At 71.1% G+C, this 14,772-nt stretch carries 13 protein-coding genes; 10 read left to right on the top strand and 3 right to left on the bottom strand.

The annotated features are described in order from the left end of the window. Positions 1 to 54 precede the first annotated feature (54 nt). From AC068D_RS30965 to AC068D_RS31000, 8 genes are all read left to right on the top strand, one after another. Positions 55 to 705: a TetR/AcrR family transcriptional regulator gene (locus tag AC068D_RS30965; protein ID WP_478826486.1), complete on the top strand. Its 651-nt coding sequence runs from the start codon at positions 55 to 57 to the stop codon at positions 703 to 705. A 110-nt stretch (positions 706 to 815) separates the two neighbouring features. Next, a complete protein-coding gene (locus AC068D_RS30970) occupies positions 816 to 3,035 on the top strand; it encodes a molybdopterin-dependent oxidoreductase (RefSeq protein ID WP_478826418.1) in 2,220 nt (739 codons plus the stop codon). A gap of 134 nt (positions 3,036 to 3,169) precedes the next feature. Then, positions 3,170 to 4,609: a CitMHS family transporter gene (locus AC068D_RS30975; protein ID WP_478826419.1), complete on the top strand. Its 1,440-nt coding sequence runs from the start codon at positions 3,170 to 3,172 to the stop codon at positions 4,607 to 4,609. A gap of 70 nt (positions 4,610 to 4,679) precedes the next feature. Continuing rightward, positions 4,680 to 5,879: an MFS transporter gene (locus AC068D_RS30980; protein WP_478826487.1), complete on the top strand. Its 1,200-nt coding sequence runs from the start codon at positions 4,680 to 4,682 to the stop codon at positions 5,877 to 5,879. Beyond that, positions 5,876 to 6,244, top strand: a complete 369-nt coding sequence (locus AC068D_RS30985; RefSeq protein ID WP_478826420.1) for a hypothetical protein — start codon at positions 5,876 to 5,878, stop codon at positions 6,242 to 6,244. Before AC068D_RS30980 ends, AC068D_RS30985 begins: the two co-directional genes overlap by 4 nt. Before the next feature lie 189 nt (positions 6,245 to 6,433). Next, on the top strand, positions 6,434 to 7,825 hold the full coding sequence (locus tag AC068D_RS30990) for an aldehyde dehydrogenase family protein (protein WP_478826421.1): 1,392 nt from the start codon (positions 6,434 to 6,436) through the stop codon (positions 7,823 to 7,825). 153 nt (positions 7,826 to 7,978) lie between these two features. Further along, positions 7,979 to 9,058, top strand: a complete 1,080-nt coding sequence (locus tag AC068D_RS30995; protein WP_478826422.1) for a zinc-binding dehydrogenase — start codon at positions 7,979 to 7,981, stop codon at positions 9,056 to 9,058. 197 nt (positions 9,059 to 9,255) lie between these two features. Beyond that, positions 9,256 to 10,587 carry an MFS transporter gene (locus AC068D_RS31000; RefSeq protein ID WP_478826423.1) on the top strand — a complete coding sequence of 444 codons (1,332 nt, stop codon included), beginning with the start codon at positions 9,256 to 9,258 and terminating at the stop codon, positions 10,585 to 10,587. Here AC068D_RS31000 and AC068D_RS31005 read toward each other — a convergent pair. The 3 genes from AC068D_RS31005 to AC068D_RS31015 form a co-directional block, all read right to left on the bottom strand. Further along, positions 10,550 to 11,518, bottom strand: a complete 969-nt coding sequence (locus tag AC068D_RS31005) for a DMT family transporter (protein WP_478826488.1) — start codon at positions 11,516 to 11,518, stop codon at positions 10,550 to 10,552. The two genes, AC068D_RS31000 and AC068D_RS31005, sit on opposite strands and share 38 nt — an antisense overlap. A 47-nt stretch (positions 11,519 to 11,565) precedes the next feature. Beyond that, the gene (locus tag AC068D_RS31010; protein ID WP_478826424.1) at positions 11,566 to 12,258 is read right to left on the bottom strand and encodes an ArsR/SmtB family transcription factor; all 693 of its coding nucleotides are present in this window, start codon (positions 12,256 to 12,258) and stop codon (positions 11,566 to 11,568) included. 207 nt (positions 12,259 to 12,465) lie between these two features. Beyond that, positions 12,466 to 13,143 carry a TetR/AcrR family transcriptional regulator gene (locus AC068D_RS31015; RefSeq protein WP_478826425.1) on the bottom strand — a complete coding sequence of 226 codons (678 nt, stop codon included), beginning with the start codon at positions 13,141 to 13,143 and terminating at the stop codon, positions 12,466 to 12,468. Between the two features lie 65 nt (positions 13,144 to 13,208). Between AC068D_RS31015 and AC068D_RS31020 the strand changes: the two genes are divergently transcribed. Then, positions 13,209 to 14,360: an acyl-CoA dehydrogenase family protein gene (locus tag AC068D_RS31020; protein WP_478826489.1), complete on the top strand. Its 1,152-nt coding sequence runs from the start codon at positions 13,209 to 13,211 to the stop codon at positions 14,358 to 14,360. Between the two features lie 72 nt (positions 14,361 to 14,432). After that, positions 14,433 to 14,720, top strand: coding sequence for a YiaA/YiaB family inner membrane protein (locus AC068D_RS31025; protein ID WP_478826426.1), 288 nt, complete (start codon positions 14,433 to 14,435; stop codon positions 14,718 to 14,720). The last annotated feature ends 52 nt before the right edge of the window (positions 14,721 to 14,772 follow it).

Consider the following 14,772-nt stretch of genomic DNA (forward strand, 5'->3'; position numbering starts at 1 on the left):
CGCGCCTCAGTCAACGGCATCCCCGGCCGACTCCATAGGCGGCGTGACGGGGCGATGGCCCCGGCCGACTCCCTCCGGTGCACACCCGTGCAGCAGCGCAGCGCCGAGAGGCCGGCCCGGATCCTGGACGCCTGCGCCGAACTCCTCGACGAGAGCGGCCACGAGGACCTGGCCACGCGTGCGGTCGCCGTCCGTGCGTGCGTCCCCATCGGCTCGGTCCACCGTTTCTTCGGCAACAAGCGGGCCATGGCCGAGGCCCTCGCGCACCGCAATCCGGAAAGTTGTGCGGGGCGTGTCGCGGCGCGGGTCGCCCGACTGCCGGGCGGTGACCGGCGGGACGCGGTGGACGCCGTACTCGACGAGTATCCGGAGATGAAGCGGACCGTCCCCGGATTCGCGCTCGTCGACTTCGGCCACCGGATTCCGCCGGCGGCACCGGCCGCGGGAGCCGACCACGAGTGGGCCGACCGGCTCGTCGAACCGCTCGCCGGCCCCCTCGGCTCCGCCCTGCGGTGCACCGCGCTCATCGCCGTCGAGGCCGCGGACGCGCTGCTGCAGCTCGCCTTCCGGGTCGATCCTTCGGGTGACGCGGAGATCATCGCCGAGACCAGGGAGCTGCTGTGCGCCTATCTCGCCAGGGTCCTCGACTGGCGATCCGCATCCGGTCCCGGCCGTCGGCCCGGGGCCTTCGGGACCGCCCCGTAGCCGGACCCGGAACCGGCCGGCAGCCGAACACCCCTCCCCGTCATGCGTACCGGTCGGTATGCTCGGCTCCGCCCGTGCGTCACCGCTGCCGCCGCCCCCGGGAGGGCCCCATGACACGAGAAGACGCCACCCGTACCGCCCTCCGTATCTGCCCCCTCTGCGAAGCCACCTGCGGACTGACCCTCACCATCGAGGGCACCCGGGTCACCGGCGCACGCGGTGACCGCGACGACATCTTCAGCCATGGCTTCATCTGCCCGAAGGGCGCCTCCTTCGGTGAGCTCGACACCGACCCCGACCGCCTCCGCACCCCTCTCGTACGGGACGCGGGCGGTGAACTGCGTGAGGCGACCTGGGAAGAGGCCTTCGACATCATCGCCGCACGCATACGCCCGCTGATCGAGGAGCACGGACCGAACGCGGTCGGTGTAGTCCTCGGCAACCCCAATGTGCACACGATGGCCGGCGGGCTCTACCCGCCCGTACTCCTGTCGACACTGCGCACCCGCAACCTCTTCACCGCCTCCACCCTCGACCAGATGCCCAAGCACGTCTCCAGCGGGCTGCTGTTCGGCAGTGCGGCCGCCATCCCCGTGCCTGATCTGGACCGTACGGACCATCTGCTGCTCCTCGGCGCCAACCCGCTGGACTCCAACGGCAGCCTGTGCACCGCGCCCGACTTCCCGGGCAAGCTCAAGGCGCTGCGCCGCCGCGGCGGCAGCCTGACAGTCGTCGACCCCCGCCGCACCCGGACCGCCAGGCTCGCCGACCGGCACATCGCGATCCGCCCCGGCACCGACGCCCTGCTGCTCGCCGCGATCGCCCAGGTTCTCTTCGAGGAGGACCTGACCGACCTCGGGGAGCTGGACGGACAGGTGGAGGGTGTGGACGAGGTCCGGGCCGCGGTGCGGGACTTCACGCCCGAAGCCGTCGCCGCTGCCTGCGACATGGACGCCGAGGAGATCCGCGCCATCGCCCGCGAGCTCGCCGCCGCCCCGAGCGCCGCCGTCTACGGGCGCATCGGCAGCTGCACCGTCGAGCACGGCACCCTCGCCAGCTGGCTCGTCGACGTGCTCAACGTCCTCACCGGGAACCTCGACCGGCCGGGCGGCGTGCTCTTCCCCCTGGCCGCCCACGACCGCGCCCCCCGTCCGGCCGGCCCCGGCAAGGGCTTCGCGCTCGGCCGCTGGGCGAGCAGGGTCAGCGGTCACCCCGAGGCCAAGGGCGAACTGCCCATCGCAGCACTCGCCGAGGAGATCGAGACCCCGGGCGACGGCCGGATCCGCGCGCTGATCGTGATCGCCGCCAACCCCGTGCTCTCCGCACCCGACGGCGACCGTCTCGACCGTGCGCTGGGCGACGGCCTCGACTTCATGGTCAGCATCGACCCCTATCTGAACGAGACCTCGCGCCACGCCGATGTGGTCCTGCCCCCGCCGCCGCCCTCCCGCAGCGCCCATTTCGACTTCTCCTTCAACGGTCTGGCCGTCCGCAACCAGGCCCGCTACACCTCGCCGGCGGTTTCCCTGGACGAGGGGGCGATGGACGAGTGCGAGATCCACGCCCGCCTGATCCTCGCCGTCGGCGGGATGCACGGCGCCGAACCGTCCGCCGTCGACGACATGGTCGTCGACGGCACGCTCGCCAGGGCCGTCGCCGATCCGCACTCCCCGGTCCACGGCCAGGACCCCAAGGAGCTGTCCGCCCTGCTGACCGGCCGCAGGGGCCCCGAGCGCCGCCTCGACATGATGCTGCGCCTCGGCCCGTACGACCTCACCCTCGACGATCTGCTCGCGCATCCGCACGGCATCGACCTGGGGCCGCTCAGGCCGCGGCTGGGACAGGTCCTCAGGACCCGCAGCGGGCGCATCGAGCTGCTGCCGGACCCCATCGCCGCCGATCTGCCGCGGCTGCGGCGCGCCCTGGGGGAGCGCGACGGACGGCTCGTCCTCGTGGGCCGTCGCCATCTGCGATCCAACAACAGCTGGATGCACAACGTCGCTGCGCTGGGAGGCGGTTCGAACCGCTGCACCCTCCAGATCAACCCCGCCGACGCCGCCCGGCTCGGGCTCGCCGACGGGGCGACGGCCCGGATCAAGGCGGACGGCGGAGAGCTCGAGGTCCCCGTGGAGATCACCGACTCCGTACGGACGGGAGTGGTGAGCCTTCCGCACGGCTGGGGACACGACCGCCCCGGCACCCGGATGTCGGTGGCGGCGGCCCGGCCCGGAGTCAATGTGAACCAGCTGCTCGACGGCTCACTGCTGGACCCGCTCTCCGGCACCGCCGTGCTCAACGGCTTCGCCGTGGATCTTGCGCCGGCTCGATGACCCCGATCTGAGCTGGGGTTTTGCGCTTATTGCTCACGCGTCAACACCTTGATGACGCTGAAGAGCGGGACCTAACGTCATCCGGACCGCCGACTCCGGTGGCAGTTCAAGGATGAACGTTAGGTGTGTCCCCCATGCTGACAATCCTCGGCTTCGCCATGATCGCCGCCTTCCTGGCGTTGATCATGATGAAGAAGATGTCGCCGATCGCGGCGCTGGTCCTCGTCCCCGCGCTCTTCTGCGTCCTCGTCGGGCAGGGCGCGAATCTCGGTGACTACGTCCTCGAAGGCGTCGGCAATCTCGCGCCGACCGCCGCGATGCTGATGTTCGCCATCGTCTACTTCGGCGTGATGATCGACGTCGGCCTGTTCGACCCGGTCGTCCGGGGCATCCTGCGCTTCTGCAAGGCCGACCCGATGCGTGTCGTGGTGGGTACGGCCCTGCTCGCCGCGATCGTCTCGCTGGACGGCGACGGCTCGACCACGTTCATGATCACCGTCTCGGCGATGTACCCGCTCTACAAGCGCCTCAAGATGAGTCTTGTCGTCATGACCGGGGTTGCCGCCACCGCGAACGGCGTCATGAACACCCTGCCCTGGGGCGGCCCGACCGCACGTGCCGCGACCGCCCTCGAGCTGGACGCCGCCGACATCTTCGTACCGATGATCCCCGCACTCGCCGTCGGTCTGCTCGGCGTCTTCGTTCTCGCCTACGTCCTCGGCCTGCGTGAGCGCAGGCGCGTCGGCAGCCTGACGCTCGACGAGGTGCTGGAGCCGGGTAACGAGACGGTCCTGGTGAAGACCGGAGGCGGAGCGGGCGCCGACGTGGGCGGGGACGGCACGGCCGGAACGGACGGCCCGGCCTCCGGGCGTCGCGCCGCCGTCCCCACCGCCGCCCCCGGTGATGACGGCGAAGGCGGGGCCGACGAGGGCTTCCAGGGGCTCGACCCCAGGCGCGCGACCCTGCGGCCCGGGCTCTACTGGTTCAACGCCGCGCTCACCTTCGCCCTGCTCGCCGCGATGATCATGGAGGTGCTGCCGATCCCGGTGCTGTTCCTGATCGGTGCCGCGCTCGCCCTGAGCGTCAACTTCCCGGGCATGGCCGACCAGAAGGCCCGGATCGCGGCCCATGCCGACAACGTCCTCAACGTCTCCGGAATGGTCTTCGCCGCCGCCGTCTTCACCGGCGTCCTCACCGGAACCGGCATGGTCGAGCACATGGCCGACTGGCTCGTCGGCGCCATTCCCGAAGGCATGGGTCCGCACATGGCGCTCGTCACCGGTCTGCTGAGCCTGCCGCTCACCTACTTCATGTCCAACGACGGCTTCTACTTCGGGGTCCTCCCCGTTCTCGCGGAGGCCGGAGCCGCCCATGGTGTCGCACCGCTGGAGATCGCGAGGGCGTCGCTCGTCGGGCAGGCACTGCACATGTCGAGCCCGCTCGTCCCCGCCGTCTATGTCCTCGTCGGCATGGCCAAGGTGGAGTTCGGCGACCACACCAAATTCACGGTCAAGTGGGCCGCGCTCACCTCGCTCGTGGTGCTCGGCGCCGGAATACTGTTCGGCATCATCTGACGTGGACGGCTCCAGGAGCTGGTTGCTGCGCCTCGTCATCGCCTTCGGCCTCGCGCAGGGGGCGGTGTCGATGGCGCGCCCCGCCGTCTCGTACCGGGCACTGGCCCTCGGGGCGGACGAACGGGCGGTCGGTGTGATCGCGGGCGTGTACGCGCTGTTCCCGCTGTTCGCCGCCGTACCGCTCGGCCGCCGTACCGACCACGGCCGGTGTGCGCCCCTCCTTCTGGCCGGTGTCGTCCTGATCTCCGGTGGCTGCGCGCTCGGCGGACTGGCCGGCTCCCTCGAGGTCATGGCCGTGTGGAGCGGAGTGATGGGCCTCGGCCATCTGTGTTTTGTGATCGGTGCCCAGTCGATCGTCGCCCGCCGGTCGGTCCCCGCCGAACAGGACCGCAACTTCGGTCACTTCACCATCGGCGCCTCGCTCGGCCAGCTCGTCGGACCCGTCGCGGCGGGCCTGGTCATCGACGGCGGGACGGCCCGTACGAGCGGACTCACCCTGCTCGTCGCGGCAGCCGTCGCGGCGGTCTCCTGCGCCTCCCTCCGGCGCATCGAACGCGGCGCGCCGACCACACCCCGTACCGGACGCACCAAGGTGCCCGTCCACCGGATCCTGCGCAGCCGCGGTGTCCCGGCCGGGATCTTCATCAGCCTGGCGGTGCTCTCGGCGACCGACATCCTCACCGCCTATCTGCCGGTGATCGGCGAGCAGCGCGGAATCGATCCGGCCGTCGTCGGGCTGCTGCTGAGCCTGCGCGCAGCCGCGACGATCGCCTGCCGGCTGGTGATGACCCCCCTGATCCGGGCCCTCGGCCGCACCGGACTGCTCACGGTCACCTGCGCGTCGGCCGCGCTGCTGTGCGCGGGCGTCGCGCTGCCCGTTCCGGTGTGGGCGCTCGCCGTGATGATGGCGGTGCTCGGCTTCTGTCTCGGCGCGGGACAGCCCCTTTCGATGACAGCGGTCGTACGGGCCGCACCCGTGGAAGCCCGCTCCACCGCCCTTGCCCTGCGCCTCACCGGCAATCGCCTCGGCCAGGTCGCGGCGCCCGCGTCCGCCGGTCTTGTCGCGGGCGTCGGGGGCACGGCGGCGCCGTTCGTGATGCCGGGTGCGCTCCTGCTGGCAGCGGCAGGACCGGGCGTGCGGGCCGGCCGGAACCCGGCGTGCGCAGGTGGTGCTGAACATGACACCCGCGCCCTGCGTACTAGTGACTACCCGCGCCGGGAGACCAGGTGTGGTGAATCGACTCTGCGTGAGCGACAGGAGCGGCAATGACCAATGGTGACGGGCCGATCATGAAGGGACTCCCGGACGGCGGAGCCGAGTTGTCCGTGGTGCTGCGGCTGGGCTGGGACGACGTGGCCGCGCTGGGGCGTGAGGCGAGTCGGCTGGCCGAACAGCGCGGGGGCCCGGTGAGTCTCGACGAGGCCGCCAGCCACCGGCTCCGCACGTGGTCGTCGGTGGCGAAGACTCCTGACGACAGGGCCGCCCAGGCGCAGACCCAGACCCAGGTGACGTCCTCCGCCCCCACGACCGCGGCGATTTCGGGGAATCCCGCCGCCAGGGTCACTTCCATATCGCCGCCGCCCGCACGGCAGGTGCAGCCCACCGCCGCTGCGGTCGGCCAGGCTCCGGCCTGATCCGCTGTCCACGTCATAGGGCCCCCGGCGCGGTAATGCTCCGCGCCGGGGGCCCCTGTCGTGCATCCGGGCGCCGGGAGGGAGAATCGCCGGCATCCGGTCCGTCCCGGTCCCGGCGCCTCTGGCGTCAGAAAACTAACACCGCTAGTTTGGGGCTGACGACCGAGCCACGCCTCGAAGGAGTAGCGGATGAAGGCCCACGACGGGATGTACATCGGCGGCACATGGCGGCCCGCCGCCGGTGACGACACCATCGCTGTGGTGAACCCGGCGGACGAGCAGGTCATCGCGCATGTTCCGGCCGGTACCGCGGAGGATGTCGACGCGGCGGTACGGGCCGCGCGCGCCGCCTTCCCCGGCTGGGCCGCCACCCGGCCCGCCGAGCGCGCCGAGAGGATCGCCGCCCTGCGGGACGTGCTCGCCCGGCGCAAGGAGCAGATCGCGGGGACCGTGACCGCCGAACTCGGCGCTCCGCAGCAGATTGCCGAGGCCGTGCACGCGGGCCTGCCCATTCTGGTCGCCGCCTCGTACGCCGAGCTGGCCGCGTCGTACTCCTTCGAGGAGAAGATCGGCAACTCCACCGTGCTGCTCGAGCCGGTGGGAGTCGTCGGCGCGATCACACCCTGGAACTACCCCCTCCATCAGATCGTCGCCAAGGTCGCCCCGGCGCTCGCCGCCGGCTGCACGGTCGTGCTCAAGCCCGCCGAGGACACCCCGCTGACCGCGCAGCTCTTCGCCGAGGCCGCGCATGAAGCGGGCCTGCCCGCAGGGGTGTTCAACCTGGTCACGGGCCTGGGGCCGGTCGCGGGGCAGGCACTGGCCGAGCACCCCGGAGTGGATCTCGTCTCCTTCACCGGGTCCACCGCCGTCGGCAGGCAGATCGGCGCGACCGCGGGCTCCGCCGTCAAGCGCGTCGCCCTGGAGCTCGGCGGGAAGTCCGCCAATGTGATCCTGCCGAGTGCCGACCTCTCCCGTGCCGTCAATGTCGGCATCGCCAACGTCATGTCCAACTCGGGCCAGACGTGCAGCGCCTGGACCCGGATGCTGGTGCACAGAGACCAGTACGACGAGGCCGTGGCCCTGGCCGCAGCGGCCGTCGCCAAGTACACACCGGGCGAGCGGATCGGCCCCCTCGTCAACGCCAGGCAGCAGCAGCGCGTCCGCGGTTACATCGAGAAGGGTGTCGCCGAGGGCGCCCGGATCGTGGCCGGCGGACCCGAGGCCCCGCGCGAGACCGGCTACTACGTCTCCCCGACCGTCTTCGCCGACGTCACGCCCGAGATGACCATCGCCCAGGAGGAGATCTTCGGCCCGGTGGTCTCGATCCTGAGGTACGAGGACGAGGAGGACGCGCTCCGGATCGCCAACGGCACCGTGTACGGGCTCGCGGGTGCAGTGTGGGGGGAGCAGGAGGAGGCCGTCGCATTCGCCCGCCGCATGGACACGGGCCAGGTCGACATCAACGGGGGCCGGTTCAACCCGCAGGCGCCGTTCGGCGGATACAAGCAGTCGGGTGTCGGCCGCGAGCTCGGGCCGCACGGCCTCGGTGAGTACCTCCAGACCAAGTCGCTGCAGTTCTGAACGGCTTGAACGGCTTGAACGGCCCGAACGCCCCGAACGCCCCGAACGAGGTGAGCAGTTCGCGCGGTTCACGCCGTTCTGAGCAGTCCCCGGCACTCCGCAGTCCCAGCAGTCCTCCAGCAGTTCCCGAACGAATCTCCGAGGAGTATCAGCGTGGTCCGCGCCGCTGTCCTGCCCGCCGTCGGTTCTCCCCTGGAGATCACCGGCATCCGGCTCCCCGAACCCGGCCCCGGGCAGGTGAGGGTCCGCCTCGCCGCCGCCGGGGTCTGCCACTCCGATCTGTCCCTCTCCGACGGCACCATGCGTGTCCCGGTCCCCGCCGTCCTCGGCCATGAGGGCGCGGGCACCGTCGTCTCGGTGGGGGAGGGGGTCACCCATGTCGCCCCGGGCGACGGTGTCGTGCTCAACTGGGCGCCCTCCTGCGGCAAATGCCACCACTGCTCGATCGGCGAGGTCTGGCTGTGCGCCGACGCCCTCACCGGAGTCGCCGGTGTCCATGCTGTCACCGAGGACGGGACCGAGCTCCACCCGGGGCTGAACGTGGCCGCGTTCGCCGAGGAGACCGTCGTCGCGGCCAATTGTGTGCTGCCCGTCCCGGCCGGTGTCCCGCTCACCGAGGCCGCACTTCTCGGGTGCGCGGTCCTCACCGGCTACGGAGCCGTCCATCACTCGGCGCGTGTCCGCGAGGGCGAGTCGGTCGTGGTCTTCGGTGTCGGCGGGGTGGGGCTCGCGGCGCTCCAGTCGGCCCGGATCGCCGGCGCCTCGACGGTCATCGCCGTCGACGTGTCGGAGGAGAAGGAGGCTCTGGCCCGTGGCGCCGGGGCCACGGAGTACGTCGTCGCCTCCGACACCACCGCACGGGAGATCAGGAAGCTGACCGGGGGTCAAGGTGCGGACGTGGCCGTCGAATGCGTGGGCCGCGCCGCCACCATCCGTACGGCCTGGGACTCGACCAGGCGCGGCGGCCGCACCACGGTCGTCGGTATCGGCGGCAAGGACCAGCAGGTCACCTTCAACGCCCTCGAGATCTTCCACTGGGGCCGCACACTCTCCGGTTGTGTGTACGGCAACTCCGACCCGGCACGGGATCTGCCGGTGCTCGCCGAGCACATCCGTGAGGGGCGTCTGGACCTGAGCGCGCTGGTCACCGAGCGGATCGGCCTGGACGGCATCCCGGCGGCCTTCGACAACATGATCGCGGGAAGGGGTGGCAGAGCGCTGATCGTCTTCTAGCGCCCCCGACCACCGATCCACCGACCACCCCGGCCGCCCGAGCGCGGCCGGGGTGGTCGTGCTGTGTCCGCCGCACCGATTACCGGTGAGTAATGATCGGGCAAAAACTCCTGCTGTGCGACCCGTTGACCTCCATACCCACCGGTCGGTACGTTCCCCGCACTCCTCGTCCCCCGCACCCATCGGAGTGTGCACGCATGGACACGGCACCCCCTTCCCCGCTCGCCGGCCAGGCGCCGACGGCTCCCACCGACCGGCACCGCCGGCGCGTGGCCACCGCAGCCGCCCTCGCATCCGCCGTCGAGTGGTACGACTACTTCGTCTTCGGCATCGCCGCCGCCCTCGTACTCGGGGATCTGTACTTCCCCTCGGGCAGCCCTTCGGCCGGTGTGCTGGCAGCCTTCGCCACCTTCGCGGTCGGCTTCCTCGCCCGGCCCGTCGGGGGCATCATCGCCGGCCAGCTGGGCGACAAGCGCGGCCGCAAGCCGATGCTCGTCCTCGCGCTCACCCTGATGGGCATCGCGACCACCGGCATCGGCCTTCTTCCGTCGTACGAGACGATCGGCATCGCCGCCCCGCTGCTGCTGGTGCTGCTCCGCATCGTGCAGGGCATCGCGGTCGGCGCCCAGTGGGGCGGCGCGATGCTGATGGCCACGGAGTACGCCCCCGAAGGCAAGCGCGGACTTTACGGCAGCCTCGTCCAACTCGGTGTGCCCATCGGTGTGGTCACCGCCAACACCGTCTTCCTCGCCGCAGGAGCACTCACCGACGACGCCGCCTTCGCATCCTGGGGCTGGCGGGTGCCGTTCCTCGTCGGCTTCCTCGTCCTGGCGCTCGCCTGGTACATCCACACACGTGTCGAGGAGACCCCTGAGTTCCGGGAGGCCGAACAAGCGCTGGCCGAGCAGGAGAAGAGCGAGGCGCGATCACCGCTGCGGACCATTCTCAGCAAGCACCTGGGCACGGTGTTCCTCGCCGGCGGGTCCTTCGCGGTGAACACCGCCACGTTCTACATCATCATCACCGGCGTGCTGGACTACTCGACCCGTGAACTCGGTATGGAGCGCGCGGCCGTCCTCACCGTCTCGCTCTGCGTCAGCCTCACCCAGCTCGCCCTGATACCCGCGGCGGCCGCCCTCTCCGACCGCATCGGGCGCCTGCGGATCTACGCGACCGGTGCGGTGGGCCTGCTGGTGTGGGCGGTGCCGCTGTTCCTGCTCATCGACACCAAGTCGCTGCTCTGGCTGGCCGTCGGCACCTTCGTCACCAGCTGTTTCCTCAGCATCATGTACGGGCCGCAGGCTGCCCTGTTCGCCGAGCTGTTCACGGCGGAGATGCGGTACACCGGTGCCTCGCTCGGCTACCAGATCGCCGCGGTGCTCGGCGGCGGCCTGGCCCCGTTCATCATGGTGCTGCTCCTGGAGGCGACCGGCACGTCGATGGCCGTCTCCGCCTACATCATCGGCCTGGCGGTCATCGCGCTCGTGTCGATCAGGATTCTCGGGAAGAGGGCGGCTGCCAGGGCGTGACATCGGCCGGCTGAGCCGCCGCTGCGGCTTCCGTGACGCCGGTCCGGTCCCTCCGGGCCGGCGTACGGGACCGAGAGCGCGAGACCGCCACGCCCGCCAGGCAGATCACGCCGCCGAGCATCGTGAGCAGGCCCGGTACCTCGTCCAGCAGCACCCAGGACATCAGCACCACCAGTGCGGGCACGGCATAGGTCGTCGCGCCCATCCTCCCCGCGGTCGTACGGGCCAGGGCATAGGCCCAGGTGCTGAAGGCGAGCGCGGTCGGGAACACACCGAGGTAGATCATGTTGAGGGTCGCCGGCAGCGACGCATCGGCGATCTCGTGCACCAGCACACCCGCGAACGGCAGACAGGCCGCCGCGCCGATGGCACAGCCCCAGGTCGTCACCTGCAGCGCGGACGCATGCCGCAGCGCCGGCTTCTGGGCGACGACACCCGCCGCGTACGACACTGCGGCCAGCAGACAGAGGAGCACGCCGAGCACGGAGGCGGAGCCCTCGCCGGACATCGAGAGTCCGACGACCGCGGCCCCCGCGAACGAGACACCCATCCCGGCCAGCAGGCGCGGCGGAAGCCCCTCCTTGAGCAGCCAGCCGGCGAGCAGGGCCATCACCAGCGGCCCGACATTGACCACCAGCGCCGCCGTGCCCGCATCGACCTTCTGCTCGCCCCAGTTCAGGGCCACCATGTACACCCCGAACCACAGCAGCCCCGAGACCGCGATTCCCGGCCAGGCGGCCCGGGGCGGCAGTCCTTCCCTGCGCAGGGCACAGATCAGTCCCAGTACCAGCGCACCGGCGAGCAGCCGGCCCAGGGCGAGCGCGCCGGGGGAGAACTCGGCGCCGGCGCTGCGGATCGAGACAAAGGCCGAGGCCCAGAGGACGACGGTCGTGGCGGCCGCTGCGAAGGCGCGCCACTGGGTGCTGGTCATGCCGAGACCGTACGCCGCCGACTCGTCGGTGCCCATCGAAATACTCCTCATCGCAGCGCCTCCGCCGTGATGCCCAGCAGCTCACCGAGTGCCTGCCGTCCCTCCTCGGTGACCTTCACCGCCCGCTCCGAGCCGATCCGTACGCACCAGCCCGAGGCGAGCGCATGCCGGCACAGCTGCGCGCCCGCGACCCCGGCCAGGTGGGGACGGCGTTCCCTCCAGTCCAGACACGGTCGCGCGATCGGCCGGCGGCCGCCCTGCGGCAGCGGGATCCCCACCTCGCGGAACCAACCGAGCCCGTCGTCGGTCAGGGCGAAGCCGGTGTCCTGTCGCAGCAGCCCCCGGCCCGTCATCGCATCCGTGATCCCGACACCGAGCCGTCCGGCGAGATGGTCGTAGCAGGTACGGCCGCGGGCCATGGCGCTGCGGGCACTCGCCGCGTGCAGCGACCGCACCGCCCCGGGGACGGGAGCCGACCGGGCGGCCAGATCCTCCACGAGGTGCGCGGCGCGCTCGTCGGCGAGCCGCACATACCGGTGCCTGCCCCGGCGTTCCTCGGCCAGCAGCCCGCCCGCGACGAGCCTGCCCAGATGCTCGCTCGCGGTCGACGGAGCCACCCGTGCGTGCCGCGCGAGCTCACCGGCGGTCCAGGCCCGTCCGTCGAGCAGGGCGAGACAGAAGCTCGCGCGGGTCTCGTCCGCGAGCAGTGCCGCGAGGGCGGCGACATCCTTGGCAGCCATGCCTCCAGGGTCACGCACCCATGGTTCGGTGGCGGCCGAACCTTCCTCCGCCGCTGCAGGTCCCCGAGCCTTCGGTCCGCGAGGGTGTGGAGCCGGTGGCCGTGCGCGAAGCCGGGGCCGGGAGTCCCTCCCGCCCGAACGCCTCGTCGGTGCGCCCCCGCTTCCCGCAGGGGCCGCACCACATCGGCGCCCCCGCCCGCACCGCCGCTACGAGCCGCCCGTCGGGTCCTTCTTCGTCCAGGCCCCCCGCACCCCAGCGTCGTACTGCACGGCCAGCCCGTCCAGCAGGGCCCGCAGCCCCGTCTCGAACGCGCCCTCGTCGACCTGCTGCCGGTGTTCGGCGAGCAGATGGGCCCGGCCGAGGTGCGGGTATGCGGCCGGGTCGTACGCCGTCTCGTCGTCGACGAAGCCGCGGGCGAACGAACCGAGCGCGGAGCCCGTGATGAAGTACCGCATCAGCGCGCCGATATGGGTGGCCTGGGCCGGTGGCCAGCCGGCCCGGACCATCGCGCCGAAGACGGCGTCGGCGACCTTCAGACCAGCGGGGCGGCGTCCCGGTCCCCGGGCGAGTACCGGAACGACATGGGGGTGGTCGGTCAGGGCTGCCCGGTAGGAGACGGCCCAGTCGTGCAGCGCGGTACGCCAGTCGCGGGGATCCGCCTCGTCGAACATCGACAGATCGACCTTGGCGCTGACCGCGTCGGCGACCGCGTCCAGGATCTCGTCCTTGTTGCGGAAGTGGTTGTAGAGGGACGGTCCGCTCACGCCCAGTTCGGCGGCCAGCCGTCGGGTGGAGACCGCTTCGAGTCCCTCCGCGTCCACGAGCGCGCTTGCCGTCCCGACGATGCGGTCTCGGCTGAGGAGGGGCTTGCGCGGTCGGGCCATGCGGCACATAGTAGGCCCTGCCAACCCGAAACTAGCAGTGATAGTTAAAAGTGGGGTGCCCCGTGGTGAACCTGGAGCTCGGCGAGGAGCAGAAGGCGGTGCGGCGGCTCGCGCGCGACTTCGTCGACCGTGAGATCACCCCGCACGTCATCGACTGGGACCGGTCCGAGAGCGTCGACAGGTCGATCGTGAAGAAGCTCGGCTCGGTCGGGTTCCTCGGACTGACCATCGATGAGGAGTACGGCGGCTCGGGCGGTGACCACCTTGCGTACTGCCTGGTCACGGAGGAGCTCGGGCGCGGCGACTCATCGGTCCGGGGCATCGTCTCGGTCTCCCTGGGCCTGGTCGCCAAGACCATTGCGGCCTGGGGGAGCGAGGAGCAGAAGCGGCACTGGCTGCCCGGGCTCACCGCCGGCGACGCCCTCGGCTGCTTCGGGCTGACCGAGCCCGGCACCGGTTCCGACGCGGGGAACCTCGCCACCCGGGCCGTACGGGACGGCGGCTCGTACGTCATCAACGGCAGCAAGATGTTCATCACCAACGGCACCTGGGCCGATGTGGTCGTGCTCTTCGCCCGCACCCGGGACGTACCGGGTCACAAGGGGGTGTCCGCCTTCCTGGTGCCGGCCGATGCGCCCGGACTGACCCGCCGCACGATCCAGGGCAAGCTGGGTCTGCGTGGCCAGGCGACCGCGGAGCTGGTCCTCGAGGGCGTCCGTGTACCGGCCGATGCTCTGCTCGGCCCGGAGGGCAGGGGCTTCCCGATCGCGATGTCCGCGCTCGCCAAGGGCCGTATGTCGGTGGCCGCGGGGTGTGTCGGCCTTGCGCAGGCGGCGCTCGACGCAGCCGTCGGCTACGCGGGCGAGCGCGAGCAGTTCGGCAAGCCCATCGCCTCGTACCAACTGGTGCAGGAGCTGATCAGTGACATCGCCGTGGACGTGGACGCCGCCCGGCTTCTGACCTGGCGGGTCGCCGATCTGGTCGACCGCGGTCAGGAGTTCGCCACCGCCGCGTCCCAGGCGAAGCTCTTCGCCTCCGAGGCGGCCGTGCGCGCCGCGAACAACGCGCTCCAGGTTTTCGGCGGCTACGGCTACATCGACGAGTACCCCGTCGGCAAACTGCTGCGTGATGCACGGGTGATGACCCTGTACGAGGGCACCAGCCAGATACAGAAGCTCATCATCGGCCGCGCCCTGACGGGCGTCTCCGCCTTCTGAAGCAGGGGTGAGTATCTGTCTGAGTACCCGCACGGATGTGGCCAGCCCCCGCGTCCGCGCATCCTTTCCGGCATGAGTGAGACATCGGTCAAGCAGCAGAACACGGCGGCCTACTACAGCCAGGCCGTGGCCTCCTTCGCGGTCGCCCTCGCGGCCGTCGCCATCGGGATCGTCAATCTGGACGCCGATGCCTGGGTGCGTGCTTTCCTCGGTATCGCGGTCCTCTACCTGACCACGTCGGCGTTCACCCTGGCCAAGGTGGTGCGGGACAAGCAGGAGGCCGGGCAGATCGTCAGCCGCGTCGACCAGGCGCGGCTGGAGAAGCTGCTCGCCGAGCACGACCCGTTCCAGAAGCTGTGAACAGGTTCTAAGCGCTTGCTCAGGTTCGGGGTATGGTGTTCGTCCTGGCGGA

The sequence above is a fragment of the Streptomyces sp. NPDC043861 genome, assembly GCF_056435905.1.

What these genes read in the sequence shown, in the direction of transcription:
- AC068D_RS31010 (WP_478826424.1), bottom strand. Translation starts at nt 12,258, where the DNA reads ATGGCTGCCAAGGATGTCGCCGCCCTCGCGGCACTGCTCGCGGACGAG.
- AC068D_RS31005 (WP_478826488.1), bottom strand. Translation starts at nt 11,518, where the DNA reads ATGACCAGCACCCAGTGGCGCGCCTTCGCAGCGGCCGCCACGACCGTC.
- AC068D_RS30970 (WP_478826418.1), top strand. Translation starts at nt 816, where the DNA reads ATGACACGAGAAGACGCCACCCGTACCGCCCTCCGTATCTGCCCCCTC.
- AC068D_RS30965 (WP_478826486.1), top strand. Translation starts at nt 55, where the DNA reads ATGGCCCCGGCCGACTCCCTCCGGTGCACACCCGTGCAGCAGCGCAGC.
- AC068D_RS31025 (WP_478826426.1), top strand. Translation starts at nt 14,433, where the DNA reads ATGAGTGAGACATCGGTCAAGCAGCAGAACACGGCGGCCTACTACAGC.
- AC068D_RS30990 (WP_478826421.1), top strand. Translation starts at nt 6,434, where the DNA reads ATGAAGGCCCACGACGGGATGTACATCGGCGGCACATGGCGGCCCGCC.
- AC068D_RS31000 (WP_478826423.1), top strand. Translation starts at nt 9,256, where the DNA reads ATGGACACGGCACCCCCTTCCCCGCTCGCCGGCCAGGCGCCGACGGCT.
- AC068D_RS30980 (WP_478826487.1), top strand. Translation starts at nt 4,680, where the DNA reads ATGGCGCGCCCCGCCGTCTCGTACCGGGCACTGGCCCTCGGGGCGGAC.
- AC068D_RS31015 (WP_478826425.1), bottom strand. Translation starts at nt 13,143, where the DNA reads ATGGCCCGACCGCGCAAGCCCCTCCTCAGCCGAGACCGCATCGTCGGG.
- AC068D_RS30975 (WP_478826419.1), top strand. Translation starts at nt 3,170, where the DNA reads ATGCTGACAATCCTCGGCTTCGCCATGATCGCCGCCTTCCTGGCGTTG.
- AC068D_RS30985 (WP_478826420.1), top strand. Translation starts at nt 5,876, where the DNA reads ATGACCAATGGTGACGGGCCGATCATGAAGGGACTCCCGGACGGCGGA.